At 63.2% G+C, this 19317-nt stretch carries 16 protein-coding genes; 12 read left to right on the forward strand and 4 right to left on the reverse strand.

All coding sequences use genetic code 11. The features are described 5' to 3' along the window. Positions 1 to 111 precede the first annotated feature (111 nt). Positions 112 to 666 carry a TRAP transporter substrate-binding protein gene (locus V6765_RS03390; RefSeq protein ID WP_448426624.1) on the forward strand — a complete coding sequence of 185 codons (555 nt, stop codon included), beginning with the start codon at positions 112 to 114 and terminating at the stop codon, positions 664 to 666. Positions 667 to 1772: 1106 nt separating this feature from the next. On the opposite strand, the gene V6765_RS03395 is transcribed toward V6765_RS03390, so the two are convergent. Next, a complete protein-coding gene (locus V6765_RS03395) occupies positions 1773 to 2666 on the reverse strand; it encodes a LysR family transcriptional regulator (protein ID WP_448426451.1) in 894 nt (297 codons plus the stop codon). 98 nt (positions 2667 to 2764) lie between these two features. Between V6765_RS03395 and V6765_RS03400 the strand changes: the two genes are divergently transcribed. The 3 genes from V6765_RS03400 to V6765_RS03410 all read left to right on the forward strand — a co-directional run bounded on the left by V6765_RS03400 (position 2765) and on the right by V6765_RS03410 (position 6502). Beyond that, entirely contained in the window at positions 2765 to 3724 is a 960-nt protein-coding gene (locus tag V6765_RS03400; protein WP_448426453.1) for a TAXI family TRAP transporter solute-binding subunit, read from the forward strand. A 64-nt stretch (positions 3725 to 3788) separates the two neighbouring features. Beyond that, positions 3789 to 5696: a TRAP transporter permease gene (locus tag V6765_RS03405; protein WP_448426454.1), complete on the forward strand. Its 1908-nt coding sequence runs from the start codon at positions 3789 to 3791 to the stop codon at positions 5694 to 5696. Further along, the gene (locus V6765_RS03410; RefSeq protein ID WP_448426455.1) at positions 5693 to 6502 is read left to right on the forward strand and encodes an alpha/beta hydrolase; all 810 of its coding nucleotides are present in this window, start codon (positions 5693 to 5695) and stop codon (positions 6500 to 6502) included. Before V6765_RS03405 ends, V6765_RS03410 begins: the two co-directional genes overlap by 4 nt. 34 nt (positions 6503 to 6536) lie before the next feature. On the opposite strand, the gene V6765_RS03415 is transcribed toward V6765_RS03410, so the two are convergent. Then, complete coding sequence (locus V6765_RS03415) at positions 6537 to 7898, reverse strand: ATP-binding protein (RefSeq protein WP_448426456.1); 1362 nt, start codon at positions 7896 to 7898, stop codon at positions 6537 to 6539. Continuing rightward, positions 7895 to 8572, reverse strand: coding sequence for a response regulator transcription factor (locus V6765_RS03420; RefSeq protein ID WP_448426457.1), 678 nt, complete (start codon positions 8570 to 8572; stop codon positions 7895 to 7897). Before V6765_RS03420 ends, V6765_RS03415 begins: the two co-directional genes overlap by 4 nt. Positions 8573 to 8713: 141 nt before the next feature. Between V6765_RS03420 and V6765_RS03425 the strand changes: the two genes are divergently transcribed. The 5 genes from V6765_RS03425 (at position 8714) to V6765_RS03445 (ending at position 15047) form a co-directional block, all read left to right on the forward strand. Further along, positions 8714 to 9790 carry a tricarboxylate transporter gene (locus V6765_RS03425; protein ID WP_448426458.1) on the forward strand — a complete coding sequence of 359 codons (1077 nt, stop codon included), beginning with the start codon at positions 8714 to 8716 and terminating at the stop codon, positions 9788 to 9790. A 282-nt stretch (positions 9791 to 10072) separates the two neighbouring features. Next, positions 10073 to 12103 carry a tripartite tricarboxylate transporter permease gene (locus V6765_RS03430; RefSeq protein WP_448426460.1) on the forward strand — a complete coding sequence of 677 codons (2031 nt, stop codon included), beginning with the start codon at positions 10073 to 10075 and terminating at the stop codon, positions 12101 to 12103. Between the two features lie 13 nt (positions 12104 to 12116). After that, the gene (locus V6765_RS03435; RefSeq protein WP_448426461.1) at positions 12117 to 13205 is read left to right on the forward strand and encodes a 4-oxalomesaconate tautomerase; all 1089 of its coding nucleotides are present in this window, start codon (positions 12117 to 12119) and stop codon (positions 13203 to 13205) included. 2 nt (positions 13206 to 13207) lie between these two features. Further along, the gene (locus V6765_RS03440) at positions 13208 to 14020 is read left to right on the forward strand and encodes a universal stress protein (RefSeq protein ID WP_448426462.1); all 813 of its coding nucleotides are present in this window, start codon (positions 13208 to 13210) and stop codon (positions 14018 to 14020) included. Positions 14021 to 14057: 37 nt separating this feature from the next. Beyond that, entirely contained in the window at positions 14058 to 15047 is a 990-nt protein-coding gene (locus tag V6765_RS03445) for a D-2-hydroxyacid dehydrogenase family protein (protein WP_448426463.1), read from the forward strand. Here the strand turns inward: V6765_RS03445 and V6765_RS03450 are convergent. Further along, complete coding sequence (locus V6765_RS03450; protein ID WP_448426465.1) at positions 15007 to 16074, reverse strand: AbrB family transcriptional regulator; 1068 nt, start codon at positions 16072 to 16074, stop codon at positions 15007 to 15009. The two genes, V6765_RS03445 and V6765_RS03450, sit on opposite strands and share 41 nt — an antisense overlap. Before the next feature lie 72 nt (positions 16075 to 16146). Between V6765_RS03450 and V6765_RS03455 the strand changes: the two genes are divergently transcribed. From V6765_RS03455 to tcuB, 3 genes are read left to right on the forward strand one after another with little or no spacing between them, the layout of a single operon-like run. After that, positions 16147 to 16824: a GntR family transcriptional regulator gene (locus V6765_RS03455; RefSeq protein WP_448426466.1), complete on the forward strand. Its 678-nt coding sequence runs from the start codon at positions 16147 to 16149 to the stop codon at positions 16822 to 16824. A 56-nt stretch (positions 16825 to 16880) separates the two neighbouring features. Beyond that, positions 16881 to 18212, forward strand: a complete 1332-nt coding sequence (gene tcuA, locus V6765_RS03460) for an FAD-dependent tricarballylate dehydrogenase TcuA (RefSeq protein WP_448426625.1) — start codon at positions 16881 to 16883, stop codon at positions 18210 to 18212. Next, on the forward strand, positions 18196 to 19275 hold the full coding sequence (gene tcuB, locus V6765_RS03465; RefSeq protein ID WP_448426467.1) for a tricarballylate utilization 4Fe-4S protein TcuB: 1080 nt from the start codon (positions 18196 to 18198) through the stop codon (positions 19273 to 19275). The genes tcuA and tcuB overlap by 17 nt, the downstream gene beginning before the upstream one ends. Positions 19276 to 19317 lie beyond the last annotated feature (42 nt).

A 19317-nucleotide genomic window follows, 5' to 3' on the forward strand; every position in this document is an offset into this window, starting at 1 on the left:
ATATTTATGTGTGTGTGGTTGTTTTTTTTTTTTTTATAAGAGAAAGCAATTAGGTCTTTAATTTCTCTTGACCAACCCCCCCCCCCCCCCCCCCCCCCCCCCCGCCCCACGCTGACCAAGGTGGCCGAGAAGCTGGGGGCCATCCCCGTCAACATCACGATCGCCGATGCCTACTCGGCGTTCCAGCAGGGGGTCGTCGACGGCATCTTCCTGTCCTCCGGCGACATGGTCGCCTATAATCTTGATGACATCGGAACCCATGTCTATCGCACAGGCATCGCGCGGGTTTTCGTCCCGACAGCCATGCGCCAGGAGATGTACGACGCGCTTCCCGATGATCTCAAGGCCGTGGTGGCGGAGGCCGGACGGAACGCGGCGATCAACATGGCGACGATGTATCATGATCTGAACGAGGCGGGCCTGGCGAAAATGCAGGAAGAGGGCATCGTCATCACGCAGCCGAGCGAGGCCGACATGGACAAAATGGACGAACTGCTGGCCTCGATGTATGACGATTTTATCGCCGCGAATGCATCCCTCTCCGATCCCTCCGCCGAGGAAGTCATCGCAGCCCTCAAGGAAGGCAAGGAAAAGTTCGAAGGGATGACCAGCGAAGAGGTTATCGCCTACGACAATGAAAACCCCATCGACGGACTGTTCCGGTAAAAAAGCCGCTCGGTCAGCTTTCGCGAGGCTGACCGAGCTTCCTTTTTCTCTCAGCCGCCCGTCATCACGTCAGTTATACGACGCGGTGCGTGCGTCAGCTCCAAGGCGAGATCAACGAATTCAGCCGGGGAAGGCCGGTAGATATCGGTGCTGAACTCAATGCAGATCGTGTTTGCAGACGAACTTGGGACTGCCCAGCCGAAGCGGAGCGCCAGCAAACGCAGGCCGAGGCCGGCGCTCAGGGCAAGCCGCAGACCGAGGTGGTGGTCGAGGCCCGACCGACCCCGCCTGCTAAGACACGCCGCCAACGATTGGTATGGCGTCACTTAATGATATTGTTGGGTTTGACATGCCCGGCAAGACGCGGCGTTTGCCGGCCTTGAGCATCTGCTCGCCTGCGGCAGCGCAAACTCTCAATGGAATGGCTCGGTCTTGCCTCTCTCAGGAACTCGTTGCTCTCTCGCAGAAGGCATCGGTCATCTATGGCCAATCGACTGTGACGACACCTTGGCTTGCGGAGGCAGTCTGGCCATAACGCCACCAAGGGTCAGCTTGTCGGCGTTGAGAAACGCCTCCGAGGGGCAATCAGGGGAATTTACGTTGCGGGAAGTATCACCGGAGCTGCAAGCTATTCAGCGGTGTGAATGACGGTTTCGGAATCAAACGGTCCGCAAGAAGTACGAGAGTCTGTTTCTAATACCCTTGGGTCTAAGCTGCTGTTCTTGTTGAAACCAATCTGTGCCAAAACCGTTGGTCAAAGGTCCCAATCCCTTCAAGGCCTGATGGCACCAGTCAAACGGTTGAGTCAGTCTAAATTCAGGCAGGTATTTCAGATTGAATTGCAGATACCTTCCTGGACCAGCCTCTGGTATATTTTGACAGCTCGATCGCTGGGCGCTTTTTGGCGATGTCGACGCTTATGGTGTCGAGAGGCACAGGGCGCGATTGCCGGGCGGGAGACCCGCAAGGCATGCCCGAGCTGGGGCGTCTGTGGCGTCCAAGTGAGCATGTGCTGCGGAGATCAACAGAGCAATATTGCAACAGCGTCCAGTGAACCTCCGAAACATTCACTGGGCCCGATGTGGTACGAAACCAAGCGGTCCCGTTTAGGAGGCGGAAACATTCGCTCTCTGGAAGAACGACATGAAGAGTCCCGCCGCGGCAGTTTCCGCACTTTTCGGATCGCGGATGATGGCGATAGGTCGCGGCGTCATCGGGTGCAGTTCGCGCAGCACGATCCTCGGATCGTTCCGGAACGGCCGGCAGGCGAGTTCCGACAGCACGCTCACCCCCAGCCCATGGCCGACCATCCCGATCGTCGTCGGCACGAAGGAACATTCGATCATGCTCTCGCTTTCTTCGATGCGCAGGGTCTTCTGCACCATCGCGCGCGTGTTCGACCCTGCCGCGCCGCCGATGAAGGCTTCATTGCGCAGCGCGTCCCAGGTGAGGTCCTTCTTGCCCGCCAGAGGATGATTCACGGGGATGACGGCGATGAAGCGGTCTTCGTAGACAGTCACCTGCTCGATATCCGACATGGTTTCATCATGCGCGCCGATCCCAATATCGGCCTGGCCGGTGCGCACCAGCGCGACGACTTCTGCGTTGAGCGCGTCGCGAACCGAGATCCTGATATCGGGATAGGTCGACTTGAATGCGGCAAGCGTTGGCGCGAGGATGTGGTCGACTGCCGACGGCAGGGTTGCGATCGAGATATGGCCCATCCGGCCCGCCGCAAGGTCGCGCAGCCGCGTCGTGGCGCTTTTGACGTCGCCCAAGATCCGGCGGGCCTCCGGCAGGAGCAGAAGTCCGGCTGCCGTCGGACGCGCGCGCCTGGCGCTTCGGTCCAGCAATCGCAGTTCCACAAGTTCTTCCGCCTGCTGTATCGTCGTGCTGAGCGCTGGTTGCGTCACGCCCAGCGCGGCGGCGGCGGAGGTGATCGATCCGCAGTCGCAGACCGTGACAAAGGCTCTCAGGTGCTTGGTCGACAAATCGCGCATACATAAGAAAAACATATGCTAGAATAAAATCAAACAATTTTATTTATCGGATTGTTGAGGCGATGATGGCTTCGGAGATGAACATCAGGGAGGATCATATGTTCACCAGATTTCGGGCCGTTGCGACGGCTGTGCTTCTCGTCGCGCCCTTGGCTTCACCAGCGGTTGCGGAAACGCAGCTGAACATGGGCGGGTCCACCAATACATCGTCATTCTACCCCTATTACAGTGCTCTTGCGAACGGGATCAGCGCCAATGACGACACGCTGAACGTCACCGTGGTGAGCGCCGGCGGGTTCGCCGCGAATTCCGTGCTGCTGCAGGAAGGCGATCTCGATTTCGGCGGCATATCGCCCGACATCATCGCCGATGCCCAGGACGAGGGTTATGACGGGTTTCGCGTGCTGTGGTGGACCCTTCCCGCGATCCAGAACCTGATGGCAACCAAGGCCAGCGGCATAACAAATGTCGCGGAATTCGACGGAGAATGCTTTCACCCAGGGACCAACGGGTCATCGCAGCAGAAGAACATGATGCGTATCCTGAAGGTGCTGGACATTCATCCCGACCTTTACATGTCCGACAGCGGCGATGCGATCGACGCTATCAAGAACGGCCGCTGCGATGGCCTGATGATGGCCACCCAGGCGCCGCGGCTCGATAGCGCATCGGCGGAACTGAACCTGACGCGCCCGCTGCAGCCGCTCGGCTATACGGATGACCAGATCGCCCAAATCCGCGAGGCCCTGCCATGGATGGGGTTTTATGAGATGCCGGCGGGCGTGGTGGAAGGGTCGGAACCATATACCGTGCACGCGGTCTGGATCGGCTTCACCGCGACCGACCGTATGGATGAGGATACGGCCTACCGTCTTGTGAAGGGCATGCTGGAGTCCTTGCCGCTGCAGCGGTCCGCCCTTCCGGCCATCGCGAATGTCGACATCGCGCAGCAGACGCTCGATGTCGCAGAGCAGCCTCTCCACGCGGGCGCCGTGAAGGCCTATCGCGAAGCTGGCTATACCGTGCCGGATCGTCTGTTGCCGCCCGAGATGAAATAGGTCGTCGTGAGGCGCCTTCGCCGCCAGGCGAGGGCGCCCGGTTCTCCATTATACGGACATCGTCATGACATCAGATACTCCCGGGCGGCGCGTAGCGCGTCTGCGCACGCTCCTGATCTTCGTCCTGTCTTCGCTGCTCGTGGGCATTACCGCCTGGGGCGCGGTGTTTGGACAGCTGCCGAACCTCCAACACCGCGCCATCGTTCTGTCTCTCGTCGCGGGACTGGCGGTTCTGGTAACGCCTGCCGGCCGAGGCTGGGCGGCAAGAGGTCTTGATGCCCTCATGCTGGTCGTCATCGTCGTGGCCAGCCTCTGGGTCTATGTCAACTACTGGGACATCATGATGAACCCCGTGTCCAGGCGGCCCGAGGCGATCATCCTGGGCCTGGCCCTGGTCGCGGCGATCCTAGAGCTTTCGCGCCGCGCGATCGGCTGGACCTTCGCCATACTGATCGCCATTTTCGCGGCCTACGCCCTGTTCGGGGATCTGTTGCCCGGGCGGATCGGTCATGGCGGCGTCAGCCTGCGGATGCTCACTTCGATGCTGTATCTCTCCACGGACGGCATCTGGGGGCAGGTCTTCAACATCTACGCCAGCTTCCTTATCCTGTTCATCCTGTTTTCCGCGCTCATGATGGCGACGGGAGCCGGCGAGACGATGATGGATATCGCCAAGCTCGTCGGCGGCCGCATGCGCGGCGGCCCGGCCAAGATTTCGGTGATCTCCTCGGCGATGATCGGGTCGATGACCGGTTCGTCGGTGACCAATGTCGCGATGACCGGCACATTCACCATTCCAATGATGAAGCGGATGGGCTACCGCCCCGAAGTTGCCGGCGCGATCGAGGCCACTGCTTCGTCCGGTGGGCAGATCACGCCCCCGCTCATGGGCGCCGGCCTGTTCCTGATGGCCGAGTTCCTCAATCTTCCCGTCAGCCACATGATGGCGGTCGCGCTGATACCGGCATTGCTGTTTTATGCCGGCGTCCTGGCTTCAGTTCATTTTGAAAGCTTGCGTGAAGGCGTCGGCGCCCTTCCGGAAGAGGAAATGCCTGACGCTGTCCGCCTCCGTCGCATTTCCGTTTGGCTACCTCTGGCAGCACCCTTCGTCGTGCTGTTGGCCATGCTGCTGCTGGGCTATTCCGTCTCGCTGTCGATTCTGTCCGCGTGTGTTGTTCTCGCGGGGCTGCATCTGGTGTTCGATCCCGAAAACCGCGGCTTTGTCGCTCGGTTGCGTGACCTCGCCTCGGCCTTGGTGGAAGCGGCCGGCCCGCTGGTCATGCTGGGCGCGCTGTGCGCCGCGGCGGGCATCCTCATCGGTGTGATCGGCTTTGTCGGCATCGGCGTGAAGTTTGGCGATGCGATGCTGGGGCTTGCGGGTGGACACCTGTTCCCGGCCCTGATCCTGGCAGGCGTCGTGGTCATCGTGATCGGCATGGGCATGCCCACCACCGCGGCCTACGTCCTTGCCGCCTCCACCATTCTGACCTCGTTTGATATGCTCGGCGTGCCGGCTCTCAACGCGAACATGTTCGTGTTCTACTTCGCGACGCTCTCGGCTATAACGCCGCCGGTCTGCACCGCCGTCTTCGTGGCCGCGGGCCTGGCGAATGCCTCGTGGTGGGCGACTGCGCTCCAGACCGTGCGGTTTGCGGTGATCAAATACCTTCTGCCGTTCCTGTTCATCTTCCGGCCGGAAACCCTGCTTCAGGGCACGCCATTGGACGTCGCGGTCACCCTTACCGCGTGTCTCGCGGGAACTGTCGCTCTGTCGGCAGGGTTCTCCGGCTGGCTGCTCGGGCCGCTCCACAAGTGGGCCAGGGTCGTGACTGTGATTGCCGGCGTGCTGCTGTTGTGGCCGGCGCTGGCGGTAAACCTGGCGGGGCTGGTTCTGGTCGGGGTCGTTATTCTCGTGACCGGGCGCGGCCGCGACACATCGCTGATTGGCGACAATGCAGGGGTTGCCAAGTGAAGGACATTTTTGCCGACCTGTGCGAGGAGCCGCTGCCGGGCGGCGGACGGCTCTGGCGCAGCCGCGACGTTCGCGTCGGCCAGCCTTCCATCCTGTTCGTGCATGGGGCCTATCACGGCGCATGGTGTTTCGGCGCATGGCTCCACGCGCTCGCCGGAAAGGGCGTGGGCGTGGCGGCGGTCGACCTGCCGGGCCATGGCGGTTTGCCGCAGCCCGCGGATTATGCCCGCTGCGGCATCTCGGATTACGCGCGATCCGTCGAGGAGGCGGCAGCTCGGTTGGACGGCCCCGTGGTGGCGCTCGGGCATTCGCTCGGAGCGCTGGTTCTGACAAAGGCTGCGGAAAAGGTCGATTTCGCCGCGTTGTGCCTCGTTGCGCCTTCTCCCGCCGGCAACTTGCCAGGCGTGGCATCGGTTCCGCCCGTGCCCGCCGACGTGGCGAAACAGCCGCCGGCGCTGGCCGATTATCGTGCCGTCTATCTTGCGGGTTCCGATGTCGCGGAAAAGTGGCATCCCCGTCTCGTTGCCGAGAGCCCGCGCGCGTTGAATGAACGCTACGGTCTGAAGATCTCCGTCCAGCCACGGATAAGGCGCGGCATCGTCATCGAGGCGGGACGGGAAGACGCGGCCCGTCATCCGCCGGGCCAGGACAGGGCGCTCGCCGCCTTTTACGGCTATCGCTACATTCTGCTGCCCGATGCCTCGCATTGTATGATGCTGCAACATCCTGGAACGGACGCCTACCAGGTGTTCGAGAACTGGGCTCTGGAGGAACTGGGACGGCTTGCGCAAGCGGAAGGGATCTAGCCTCGCATGTCCGTGCGCAGGCGGCGCGGAGCGTTCACTTCTCGCTGAGCGGCAGGGTGATCCTGACTTCGGTGCCCTTTGCATTCGGTACGATTCCGATCGTGCCGCCATGACGCAGAACGACATCCTGAACGATGGCGAGGCCGAGGCCGCTGCCGGAGCCGGGTTCGATCTGGCCGAAACGCCTGAAAGCGACATCGGCCAGTTCCGGGGGGATGCCCTTGCCGTCGTCCATGACCCGGAGCACCGCATTTTCCCCGTCCGTTTCGGTTTGAACGGTGATCGCGCCGAGATGCGCCCCGCCATGCTGCAGCGCATTGTCGACGAGATTTTTCACGGCCTCGCTCAGGAGGGTTTCGTCGGACTGGACAACCAGAGCCTCGGGCGCGGCGTCGAAACTGAAAGCCAGGTTCCGCGACAGGATTTCCGGTGCCACAGCCTCGCACGCTTCCTTGACGATGACATTGAGATCGCGCGGGTTCATCTGGGCCGGTTCGTCGTAACGCAGGCGCTCAAGAGAGAGAAGCTGTTCCGCCAGACGCGCGGATTTGCGCGCGGCCATGACGAGTTCGGATTGAAGCTGGACGCGATCCTCCTCTGTCCTGGCGTCCCTCAGCGCCTCGGCGAGAGACAAAAGGGCGGAGGCCGGATTGCGAAGCTGGTGGGCCGCATCGGAGATGAAGGCCTGGTGGTTCTCGATGCTTTGCTCGACCTGGCCGAGAAGCCTGTTCAGGGTGGCGACGATGCCGGCGACCTCTTCCGGGACCGGCCTGCGGATGCGGCGGAGATCCTCGGGCGAGCGCAGGGCGATGGCCTCCTGCAGACCCCTGAGCGGCTTCAGGCCGATCTGCACGCCGAACCAGACCACGACCGCCAGCGCGATCATGAGCGCGGCCATCAGCGCGGCGGCGCGCAAGGCCAAGGTGATCGCAAAGGCCCGGCGATCACTTGCCCGCTGCCATATCGTCACGACCGTTTCGCCGGTGAGATTGCCGATGGTCGTGGTTTCCGACATCCGCAATACCCGCACCGGTTCGCCGCGATAATTGGCCATGTAGAAGGTCGGCCCCTCATCGGTCGGCCTTGTTTCCGGCACAGGTGGATAGGCATATCCCGTTACGTAGATGCCGCCGGGTCCGGTCACGTGGTAGAATATCTCGCCGCCGCCGGCATCGGAAATGATGCTGCGGGAGCGTTGCGATATGGCGTCGCCTTCCGAAATAGCGACGTCGCGGGCAATCGCCAGACCGGCGGCGAGAAGGGTGCGGTCAAACAGCTCTTCCGCTGTTCTCTTCGCGGCCTCGAAACGCCAGAGGCCGAGCAGGCAGGAGACGAACAGAAGCGGCACAAGAATGAGAAGGAACAACCGTGTGCGCAGCGAGAGCGACTTCTTCATGCTGCATCGACTTCGAGCATGTAACCAAGGCCGCGGGCGGATTTGATATGGATGCCGTATTCCTCGATCCGGCGGCGGAGCCGCGAGATATGCGGCTCGATCGCGTTTTCGGCGACATCCGCGCCGGTACCATAGACGTGCGAAAACAGATGGGATTTCGACACGATCCGTCCCCGGCGCTCCAGCAGACATTCCAGGATGGCAATTTCCTTGCGCGGGACATTCAGCACCTGGTTCTCGAAGGACAATTGCCGGCTGGCGCGGTCGAACAAGAGTTTCCCGAGCGTCTCCTGCTCCGAGAAGACGAGGTTGCGACGGCGTGCGACGGCCCGAACGCGCGCCTCGAGCTCATCCATGTCGAATGGTTTGGTCAGGTAGTCGTCGGCCCCGGCGTCGAGCCCGGCCACGCGCTCCCTCGTTTCGCTGTGCGCGGTGAGCAAAATGACGGGCGTGCCATCCTCGCGCCGCCTGAGGGCGCGCAGGATATCGATGCCGTTCATGGACGGCAGGTCGATGTCGAGGACGATTAGATCGGCCCCTTCCTGCGTCAGGAACGCGTAGGCGTCCTCGCCATCGTGCAGAAGGTCAACGGCATGTCCACGGCTTCGCAATCGGTGGGCAATCCCGTTGGCCAGAGACAGGTTGTCTTCCACGATCGCGATTCGCATGGACATGAATTTGTCACGAGGCGCAAGGTTTGCGCAAGCTTGGCTTGGCAACGTGCGTTCGTCGGAGGAGGGACTTTGTTCCCTTATTTAAGTTTTCGAATGCGCGCAGGTACTACCTGCGCCACACTAGGTCCTAGGGAGGAACCAATGACCATTACGCAATTTGCGACTTCGGTAGCCGTGGCAGCTCTGGTGGCATCGCCAGCCGCCGCAGAGGTGGATCTCAGCGGCAAGACGGTGGAATGGGTGATCCCGTTCTCCGAAACCGGCGGCTCGGCAAAATGGGCGAATTTCTTTGCGCCGATGCTCTCCGAAGAACTGCCCGGCAACCCCACGGTTGTCGTCAAGTTCATGCCCGGTGCCGGCTCGACCAAGGGCGCCAACTGGTTTCAGGAGCAGGAATACGAAGACGGCACGCTGCTCTTCGGCACATCCGGCTCGACCCAGTTCCCCTATCTGCTCGACGATCCGCGGGTCCGCTACGAATATTCCGACTGGGTGCCGGTGATGGCGTCCGGTACCGGCGGCGTTGCCTATATCAACCCGAAGGATGGCGAGAAGTTCGACGGTTCGGCCAATGCGCTGAAAGACATCAACTTCATCTACGGTTCGCAGGGCGCGACCCGGCTTGATCTCGTGCCGCTGCTGGCGTGGCAGATGCTGGGGATGAATGTCGAACCCGTGTTCGGCATTAAGGGGCGCGGCGACGGCCGGCTGATGTTCGAGCGCGGTGAGGCCACGATCGACTATCAGACCTCCTCGAGCTATCTCGGCGCGTCGGCCGATCTGGTGGCCCAGGGCAAGGCCGTGCCGATGATGACCTGGGGCGCGCTCGACGACGAGGGCAACATCGTGCGCGATCCGACCTTCCCCGACATCCCGACCTTCAAGGAAGTCTGTGAAGCCACCGACGGCTGTGAAACCAGCGGCGATGCGTGGGATGCCTGGAAGGCGTTCTTCGTGTCAGGCTTCCCGGTGCAGAAGATTGCCTTCCTGCCGGCGGGCACACCCGATGAGGTGGCAAAGGTTTATGCCGATGCCTTCGATGCCGTGCGCAAGCGCGATGACTTCGCCACCATCTCCGCCAAGGAAATCGGCAAGTACGAGATCTTCGTCGGCCCGAACGCCAAGAAGGCGACCGAGGCGGGCACCACCGTCTCGCCCCAGGCGAAGGAATACGTCAAGAACTGGCTTCAGCAGGCCTATGGCGTCTCGCTGAAATAGATCCTCCCCGGAAAGGCCGGCTCGCTTCCTTCGGGACGGGCCGGCCTTCACAGTCCGCCGGCTTTGCGTTCGGCGGCCGCGGTGGTCGAAGACCGCGGAAGGACGGCCGCTACCGCGGCGGCGATCGTGACGGCGAGGCCGTCGCGCGCTGGCCGCCGACCGGTTCGTCCGAACGCAATTGTCTCAGAAATCAAGCCCGTTCCCGGCTGCAAGATCGCCTGACGCATTGTTGCGCGGATTGGCGGGGAGGGGCCTAAACGCAATCCGAAAGAGGCTTCTCCAATGGATATGTTTGCGAGTGCATTGCCGGCCTTGTCTGACGCCTGGCAGATGATCCTTCAGCCGACGGTGCTCGGCTATCTGGTGCTGGGCGTGGTCATGGGCCTTGCCGTCGGGGTCTTTCCGGGCCTTGGCGGGATCGCCGGACTTTCGCTGCTGCTGCCGTTCATGTTCGGCATGGAGCCGCTTTACGGTCTTGCGTTGATGATCGGTATGGTCGCGGTGGTGCCGACCTCCGATACTTTTGCGTCGGTTCTGATGGGCATTCCGGGGTCGTCCGCGAGCCAAGCCACCGTTCTCGACGGCTTTCCGCTCGCCCGAAAAGGCCAAGCGGCCCGCGCGCTTTCGGCCGCGTTCACCTCGTCTTTGTTCGGCGGACTCGTCGGCGCGCTGTTTCTGACGATCTTCATCCTGTTCGCCCGTCCCATCGTGCTCGCCTTCGGGCTGCCCGAAATGCTGATGATCACCATCCTCGGCCTGTCGATGGTTGCGGTGCTGGCGGGGCGCGTTGCGCTCAAGGGGCTGGCCGCGGCGGGTCTCGGCATGCTGATCGGCACGATCGGCGAGGCCGATGCCGGCGGCAGCCTGCGCATGGCGACCTATGATATTCCCTACCTCGTCGACGGGCTCGGGCTGGTGATCGTCGGCCTCGGCATCTTCGCCGTGCCCGAGATCGTTTCCCTGCTGCGTCAGGACCGGTCGATCGCGAAGGATGCCAATCTCGGCGCGGGATGGGGCGAGGGCGTTCGCGACTGGGTGGCCAACAAATGGCTTTCAGTCCGCTGTTCCATCATTGGCGTCATGGTCGGCGTGATCCCCGGTCTCGGCGGTTCGGTCGTGGACTGGATCGCCTATGGCCATGCCGTCCAGACCACCCCCGACAAGTCCAATTTCGGCAAGGGCGAGATCCGCGGCGTGATCGGGCCGGAAAGCTCGAACAACGCCAAGGAGGGCGGCGGACTCGTTCCCACGCTGCTGTTCGGCATTCCCGGCTCCGGGTCGATGGCGATCTTCATCGGCGCCATCGCGCTTCTGGGCAGCGGCGATATCGAGGTCGGTCCGTCGATGCTGCGCGACAATCTTGACATTACCTATTCCATCGTCTGGCTGCTGGCGCTCGCCAATGTCGTCGGCACGGTGCTGTGCATCGCAGCCTCCGGCGGCATCGCCAAACTGACGACCATCCGGTTTACCTATCTGGCACCCTTCCTGTTCATGCTGATCAGCTTCGCGGCGTTTCAGTCGGGGCAGAATTTCGAGGATCTGCTGGCGCTGTTCGCCATCGGCCTGATCGGCATCTTCCTGCGCCGCTTCGACTGGTCGCGTCCTGCCTTCCTGATCGGCTTCGTGCTTTCCAATCCGGTCGAGAAATTCTCCAACCAGGCTGTCCAGATCGCCTCCTTCCGCTTTCGCAACAGCTTCGAGGAGGGAATGACCTATATCTTCTCGCCGATCGTGATCGTGCTGATCATCGTCACGCTGGTATCGGTCGTTCTCGGCATTCGTCAGGCCAAGAGCATCATGGCCGAGGGCGAGGTGCAGGCCGGTTCCAAGCGCGCCCCGCTTATCTTCCTGCTGGTGATTGCCGCCTATGTCGTGACGGCGCTGATCAATGCGCAGATGATCCCGGACTACAACTTGACCGACAAGATCGTGCCGCTGGTGATCTGCGCCATCACGCTTGGATGCTGCCTGATCTTGCTGGCGCAGATGATGCTGCGGCCGGAAACGGACGCGATCTTTGCCGACAAGGAGCGCGCCGGCGAGGACGCCGATGCGCCTTACGGGCTGTGGCCGACGCTGGCGTGGTTCGCCTTCCTGATCGCGGCGTCCTGGCTCGTCGGCTTTATCCTCGCCCTCACGGTCTTCCTCATCGCGTTCCTGCGTGTGCGCGCCGGGGCCGGCTGGCCCAAGGTGCTGATCCTGACGGCTTGCGGGATAGCGCTGATGTGTGTCATGGCCGGAGCGCTCAATCGTGATTTCCCGCCGGGCCTGCTGCAGAGCGCCGTCGACCTGCCCTGGCCGCTCAAGTGATCGGAGACAGACTATGACACAGACCGCCATTCCCTTCATTTTCATGCGCGGCGGCACTTCGCGCGGCCCCTATTTCCGCCGGGAAGACCTTCCGGAGGACCGCGAGACGCTGGCGGCCGTGCTCATCGCGGCCGTGGGTTCGGGGCATCCGCTCAATATCGATGGCATCGGCGGGGGGGCTGCCGTGACCACCAAGGTTGCGATGCTTTCGCGCTCCGAGGATGAATGGGCCGACATCGACTATTTCTTTGCCCAGGTATCCGTCGAGGACCGGCTGGTCGATTTCAAGCCCACCTGCGGCAACATCCTTTCCGGCGTCGGGCCGGCGGCGATCGAGATGGGCCTGATCGCGCCCGCGGGCGAGGAGACCGAGGTCCGCATCCGGGCGATCAATACCGGTGCGAAAGTGTTGGCGCGGGTGAAGACGCCGGGCGGCGCGCTGACCTATGACGGCGATGCCGCGATTGCCGGCGTGCCGGGTGCGGCCGCGCCGATCGCGCTGAACTTCATGGAGGTGGTCGGCTCGTCGACCGGCGCCTTCCTGCCCACGGGCAATCTGCGCGACGAAATCGACGGGATCGAAGTCACCTGCATGGACGTCGCCATGCCGATCGTCATTGCCCGGGCCTCCGATTTCGGGCTCAGCGGCCATGAAACAGCAGCGGAGCTCGATGCGAACAGGGATTTCTTCGCCCGCATGGAGAAGGTCCGGATCGAGGCCGGCAGGCGCATGGGCATGGGCGATGTCACGAAATCCGTCACCCCGAAATTCGGCCTGCTTGCGCCGGCCCGCGACGGCGGCACCATCGCGACGCGCTATTTCATGCCGTGGAACACCCATCCCAGCATGGCGGTCACCGGCTCCCAATGCCTTGCTTCCTGCGCGCTCACGCCGGGAACGGTCGCCGACGGCCTGTTGGAGCGGCCCGAACAGAGCCCGGCAAACGTGGTGCTGGAACACCCGTCCGGTGAGATCGAAGTGCTGGTCGAGTTCGACGCCGCCGACGGTTTCACCCTCAAGTCGGCCGGACTGTTGCGCACCGCGCGCAAGCTGGCGGACGGCAAGGTTTACGTTCCGGGTTCTGTCTGGGGAGGACGCTGATCATGGCGATCATGAATTTGCTTGTGGCATTCAACGGAACCGAAGCCAGCGAAGCGGCGCTTCGCTATGCCGCCTCGCTGGCCAAACAGCGCGGCGCGCACCTGACGGCGCTTCTGGTTCATTCCGTCCACGACACCTTCGACACGACATCGCGCTGGATACCGCGCGAAGCCCGCAATCTGCTTGCCGATGCCCGGGAGAGCATCGTGTCGGAAATCGTGGCGCATTTCGAACGGTTGCGACCGAGCCTCGGTCTCGGGGACGATCTGGTGCTCAGGACGCAGAAGGGGAGAGTGGATATCGTCCTCTCCGATACGGCGCGCAGCTTCGACATGCTGATCGTCGGACGGCCGATGCGCGGCGATGACGAGCATGTGGTTCTGCATCCCGACCGGATCGCGCTGCTCGCCGGCCGGCCGGTGATCGTCGTGCCCGAGGGCTATGACGTGGAAGCCCGACACTCCCACGCGGCCCTCGCATGGGATGGCGGCCGGGCTGCGGCGCGGGCGATGTCGGACAGTCTGCGTCTGCTCGAACAGCAGGGCAAGGTGAGCGTGCTCACCATCGGCCCGCCCGCAGGCTCGCTTGACGATCTGATGACGCATCTCAGCCTCCACGACATCGAGACCGTCCACGAGGAATGGCCGGCCGGCCATCCGCTGGTGGAATCCATCGTGTCCTATTGCAAGCGCAATGATCCGTCATTGCTGGTCATGGGCGCCTATGAGCATTCCAAGTTCCGGGATGACTTTCTGGGCGGACACACCGCGAAGATCCTGCGCGAGATTTCGATACCGATCCTGCTGTCTCACTGAGATCGGCATCCGGGTAGCGGCGGAAACAGGGGGAGCCATGCGTATCCATATCCTCGATGACTGGTTCAACACCTTGCCCGGCCTGCCGGGCTTCAGCCTGCTGTCCGGACATGATGTGACGATCTGGACTGATCACGCGCACGACGAGGCGGTGCTGGCGGAGCGGCTGAAGGATGCCGAGGCGCTTGTGCTGTTTCGCGAGCGCACGGCGATCACCCGCAGCCTGCTGGAGCGCCTGCCGTCCCTGCGCCTGATCGCCCAGCGCGGCGCCTATCCGCATATCGATATCGTCGCCTGCAGCGATCACAATGTGCTTGTCTGTTCCGGCAAGGGCGGCGGCGAGCCCAATGTCGCCGCCGCCGAGCTGACATTTTCCCTCATGCTCGCAGCCCTTCGCGACCTGCCCGGACAGATGGCCTCAGCCAAGGCCGGTCTCTGGCAGACCGGTGTCGGGCGGACGGCAAAGGGTCTGACCATTGGTCTTTATGGCTATGGGCGGATCGCGCGGCTTGTCGCGCACTATGCCCGCGCCTTCGGCATGACGGTGGTGTGGTGGGCCTCGCCGGAAGGGCGGGAGAAGGCGCGCGGCGATGGGGAGATGGTCGCTGAAAGCCGCGCGGCGTTCTTTGCCGAGAGCGACGTCGTTTCGCTTCATCTGCGCCTGACGCCCGAAACCAGGGGTGCGATCACCGCCGAAGATCTGGGGCTGATGAAACCTTATGCGGTTCTGGTCAATACCGCGCGGGCCGGGTTGATTGCGCCCGGCGTGCTGAAGGCGGCGCTTGACGCGGGCCGGCCGGGGCTTGCCGCGGTGGATGTGTTCGATCGCGAGCCGCTGACCGATCCGGACGATCCGCTGCTGTCGCATCCGCGCCTGATCGCGACGCCCCATATCGGCTTCGTCACCGAACATGAATTCGAGACCCAGTTCCGCGAGATTTACGAGCAGATTATCGCCTATGCGGACGGCGCGCCGATCAACATGATCAATCCTCAGGTGTGGTCCGCCGGGCCTTCCGGCCGATGAACGAAGCCGCCAGCGGGGCGCCGACGATCACCAGCACGATGCGGGTCAGGTGGTGGGTGACCACGAAGCCGAGATCGGCGCCGGTGACGATCGCCAGCACCGTCATTTCCGCCTGGCCGCCGGGCGCGAAGGCCAGAAATGCCTCGGTCGGATGGCCGAGCGCAAGCGTCGCGACGATCAGCGCGACCAGCGCCGCGAGCGCGGCCAGCAGAAAGACATAGGCGACGGCGGCGATCACCACCCTGCTCAGCTCCTGCCAAGTGATGCCGGTGAAGTGCACCCCGATGCCGCAGCCGATGAAGAACTGCGCCGCCAGAATGGCCTCGGCCGGCGGGCGAATATGGATCAGGCCCGAGAGCGAAAGCGCGGCGGTCACGATCATCGGGCCCAGGATCGAGGCGCCGAACAGGCCGAGCCTCTCCCCGCCTTTCCAGCCGACAACCGCCGCCACAAGCATCAGGCCCAGCTCCTGGACCGGCACGTTCTTGATCGGTGCTCCGATGGGATTTGAAAGAGCCGCGCCGTAGAAATGCGTCAGGATGAATGGCGCCAGCGTCACCACCAGCAAAACCCGCGTGGCATGGATCAGGGACAGCGCGCGCGGATTGCCGCCGGCTTCCGTGCCGAAAATCACCATGTCCTGAAGGCCGCCGGGCATGGCCGCGTAATAGGCCGTCGGGGCGTCGAAGCCCCAGATTTTCCGGAAAAACGGAACACCCAGCAGACCGATGACCGCAATGTAGATCGGGATGATGGCGATGGAGGCCGCCATGCGCGGCAGCTCCGTGAAAAGCTGCGGCGTGATCGACGCGCCAACCGCCACGCCGAGGATCGTGCGGGCTGCGACCGAGACCTGACCGAAGCCCTTGATCGGCAACCCCGTCAGCGCCGCGCACAGGCACATCAGCATCGGACCGAAGAGGAAAGGCAGCGGTAGATCAAGCAGCCAGAAGATGCCGACGCCGACCGAAGCGAGGACAAAGGTAATGGCGCGGCGCGCGTGCGGGTTCTTGAGTTCTGGGCGCATGAATGTGGATTGACTCAGTTTGTGTCCTTATGTATCCAGTTGGATACAAGAATTACGGAGGCGAGTCCAGTCATGAGTGATGAAGCAGCGGCGCCCGGTTCGTCGCAGGGCAATGCCGTCTATCGGCAGCTTCTGGACGAAGTCCGGGAGGGCCGGCTCAATCCGGGCGATCGGTTGCGGGAAACCGAGCTTGCCGAGCGGCTTGGCGTGAGCCGCACGCCGGTGCGCGAGGCGATCCGCCTTCTGGAAACGGACGGCATCGTCACGCATGTGCCGCGGCTCGGCGCGACGATCCGCACGCTCGACTATGCCGAGGTGATGGAGCTTTACGAGATGCGCGCGGTACTGGAGGGCACGGCCGCGCGACTTGCCGCCCGCGCCGCCTCGGAAATCGAAATCGACGAGCTGTTCGACATGAACCGCGAGCTGGAGCGGATCGGCAATGTGCCGGAGGCCTTCGCCCTGAACCGCCAGTTCCATGCCGCGCTTCTGGATGCGGCGAAGAACCGCTTTCTCACCTGGTCGGTGAACAGCCTGCAGAAATCGCTGATGATTCTCGGACCCACGACGCTTGCCGAGCCCGATCGCGCGGAAAAAGCTGCCGAGGAGCATTTCGGTGTTCTCGAGGCCCTGCGCGCCCGCGACGGAAAACTCGCCGAGGCGGCGATGCGGGCGCATATCGAAATGGCTCAGCGGGTGCGGGTCCGGTCCCTGCGCGCTCGCACGACCTATGACGGAGACCTCCTGTGAGCAAGACAGTCGATATCGTTGTCATCGGCGGTGGCAATGCGGCGCTGTGCGCGGCCATGACGGCGGCGGAAGCCGGCGCCCGCGTGCTGATCCTGGAAACGGCGCCCAAGCCTTATCGCGGCGGCAATTCCCGCCACACCCGCAATTTTCGCTGTATGCATCGGGGGCCGCTCGGTCCGCTCGTTGAAAGCTATTCCGAGGACGAATATTTCGCCGATCTGATCAAAGTGACGGGCGGCAAGACCGATGAGCACCTTGCGCGGCTCGCGATCCGCACCTCCGAGGACTGTCTTCCCTGGATGGAAGAACGCGGCGTCCGCTTCCAGCCGTCCCTTTCGGGAACCCTGTCGCTCGCGCGTACCAACGCCTTCTTCCTCGGTGGCGGCAAGAGCCTCGTGAACGCCTATTACCGCACCGCCGCCAAACTGGGCGTAGCGGTCGAATACGAAGCCGCGGTCAGCCATCTTGAGCTGGATGGCGGCAAGGTCGTGTGGCTCGAATACACGAAAGGCGACGAGACACACCGGATCGCGCCCAAGGCGGTGGTCGTTGCCTCCGGCGGGTTTCAGGCCGATACCGACTGGCTGGCCCGGGCCTGGGGGCCGGCGGCGAAGAATTTTCTGATCCGCGGCACACCCTATAATTGCGGCGTCGTTCTGGCGGATCTTCTCGGGCAGGGCGTCGAACAGGTCGGCGACCCGACCCAGTGTCATGCCGTGGCGATTGACGGGCGCGCGCCGAAATTCGACGGCGGCATCGTCACCCGGCTCGATTGCGTGCCGTTTTCGATCGTGGTCAACAAGAATGCCGAACGCTTCTACGACGAAGGCGAGGATGTCTGGCCGAAGCGCTACGCCATCTGGGGCCGGCTTGTTGCTGCCCAGCCCGATCAGGTCGGCTATGTGATCATCGACGCTAAGTCGCTGGAACTGTTCATGCCGTCCGTGTTTCCGCCGATCAAGGCGCAGACGATCGAGGAACTCGCCGTCAAGATGGGCCTTCTCCCCGACCGGCTCAGGCAAACGGTCGACGGGTTCAACGCCGCCTGCGGCGATACCTCGAACTTCCATCCGACCGAGCTCGACGGCGTCGCCACCAGTGGCCTGACGCCGGCGAAAACCAATTGGGCCCGCCCGATAATGGAGCCGCCGTTCTATGGCTACAGCCTGCGCACCGGCGTGACCTTCACTTATCTCGGTCTGAAGGTGGACGATCATGCGCAATGCTCGCTCAGCGGCAGGCCCGTCGAAAATCTCTGGGCGGCGGGCGAAACCATGGCCGGCTCCATTCTCGGGCAGGGATATCTGGCCGGTTTCGGCATGACAATTGGCACCGTCTTCGGACGGATCGCGGGCAGGGAGGCTTCCGCCTATGCAAATGCAGTCTGATTTCATCGGCGAGGCGCGCCGCCAGGCCGAAATCTGTAACGCCTGCCGCTATTGTGAGGGCTATTGTTCGGTCTTTCCGGCGCTGCACAGCCTCAGGACATTCTCCGACGGCGATATCACCCAACTGGCGAACCTCTGTCACAACTGTCGCGGCTGTTACTACGCCTGCCAGTACACGGCCCCGCACGAATTCGACCTGAACCTGCCCGGCGCGCTGGCCGAAGTGCGGCAGGAAAGCTGGAAACAGCATGCCTGGCCGGCGGGCTTCGCCCGGCTGTTCGACCGATCCGGGGTCGCGATGGCGGCGCTGATGACGGTGGCGTTCGCCCTGCTGTTCGCTCTGGCGCAGGCGATGCGGCCGGAAAGCGGGGAGGGGTTCTACGCCTACATGTCGCATGGCCTGATGGTCGCGATCTTCCTCCCGGCCTTCCTGCTGCCGCTTGTCGCCATCGCCGTTTCGCTTCGCGGCTACTGGCGGACCGTGGAGGGCGGGCGCGTGTCGTTGACGGATCTGTGGGCGGCGATCGTCTCGGCCGGCAAGATGCGCAATCTCGCGGGCGGCCACGGCGATGGCTGCAATTTCGAGGATACCGACCGGTTTTCCAACGCTCGCCGTCATGCGCACCAGGCCGTGCTCTACGGTTTCCTGCTGTGCTTCGGGGCCACCTCATCGGCAACGGTGATGCATTACCTGTTCGCCATGGAGGCGCCCTATGGCTTCTTCAGCCTGCCCAAACTGCTCGGCGTCTCCGGCGGCATCCTGCTGTGCCTTGGAGCCGGCTACATGGCGGCGCTCAAGCTGAAGGCCGACCGTAGCCTCGGCGCGGCTTCCGCCTGGGGCGGCGAAATGGCATTCGTGGCGCTGCTTTTCGCTGTGTCGGCAACCGGGCTTGCGCTTTACGCCGCCACGGGAACGGGCGCCGTCGCCCTGCTTCTGCCGCTGCATCTCGGAACGGTGCTGACCTTCTTCCTGCTCACGCCCTATTCCAAGATGGCACACGGCTTCTACCGCATGACGGCCCTGACGCTCGAGGCGCACAGGCGCGATTCAAGGGTTGTCTGAAACCGGGACGCGGCGCTGGCCTCCTCAGCCCCGTAGTTTGTA

This window comes from Martelella sp. FOR1707, assembly GCF_053484265.1.

Excerpts from the sequence above, each read along its gene's own strand:
- V6765_RS03405 (WP_448426454.1), top strand. The coding sequence starts at position 3,789 with ATGACATCAGATACTCCCGGGCGGCGCGTAGCGCGTCTGCGCACGCTC.
- V6765_RS03440 (WP_448426462.1), top strand. The coding sequence starts at position 13,208 with ATGGCGATCATGAATTTGCTTGTGGCATTCAACGGAACCGAAGCCAGC.
- V6765_RS03430 (WP_448426460.1), top strand. The coding sequence starts at position 10,073 with ATGGATATGTTTGCGAGTGCATTGCCGGCCTTGTCTGACGCCTGGCAG.
- V6765_RS03395 (WP_448426451.1), bottom strand. The coding sequence starts at position 2,666 with ATGCGCGATTTGTCGACCAAGCACCTGAGAGCCTTTGTCACGGTCTGC.
- V6765_RS03400 (WP_448426453.1), top strand. The coding sequence starts at position 2,765 with ATGTTCACCAGATTTCGGGCCGTTGCGACGGCTGTGCTTCTCGTCGCG.
- tcuB (WP_448426467.1), top strand. The coding sequence starts at position 18,196 with ATGCAAATGCAGTCTGATTTCATCGGCGAGGCGCGCCGCCAGGCCGAA.
- V6765_RS03445 (WP_448426463.1), top strand. The coding sequence starts at position 14,058 with ATGCGTATCCATATCCTCGATGACTGGTTCAACACCTTGCCCGGCCTG.
- V6765_RS03450 (WP_448426465.1), bottom strand. The coding sequence starts at position 16,074 with ATGCGCCCAGAACTCAAGAACCCGCACGCGCGCCGCGCCATTACCTTT.
- V6765_RS03415 (WP_448426456.1), bottom strand. The coding sequence starts at position 7,898 with ATGAAGAAGTCGCTCTCGCTGCGCACACGGTTGTTCCTTCTCATTCTT.
- V6765_RS03455 (WP_448426466.1), top strand. The coding sequence starts at position 16,147 with ATGAGTGATGAAGCAGCGGCGCCCGGTTCGTCGCAGGGCAATGCCGTC.
- V6765_RS03435 (WP_448426461.1), top strand. The coding sequence starts at position 12,117 with ATGACACAGACCGCCATTCCCTTCATTTTCATGCGCGGCGGCACTTCG.
- V6765_RS03425 (WP_448426458.1), top strand. The coding sequence starts at position 8,714 with ATGACCATTACGCAATTTGCGACTTCGGTAGCCGTGGCAGCTCTGGTG.
- V6765_RS03420 (WP_448426457.1), bottom strand. The coding sequence starts at position 8,572 with ATGTCCATGCGAATCGCGATCGTGGAAGACAACCTGTCTCTGGCCAAC.
- tcuA (WP_448426625.1), top strand. The coding sequence starts at position 16,881 with ATGACGGCGGCGGAAGCCGGCGCCCGCGTGCTGATCCTGGAAACGGCG.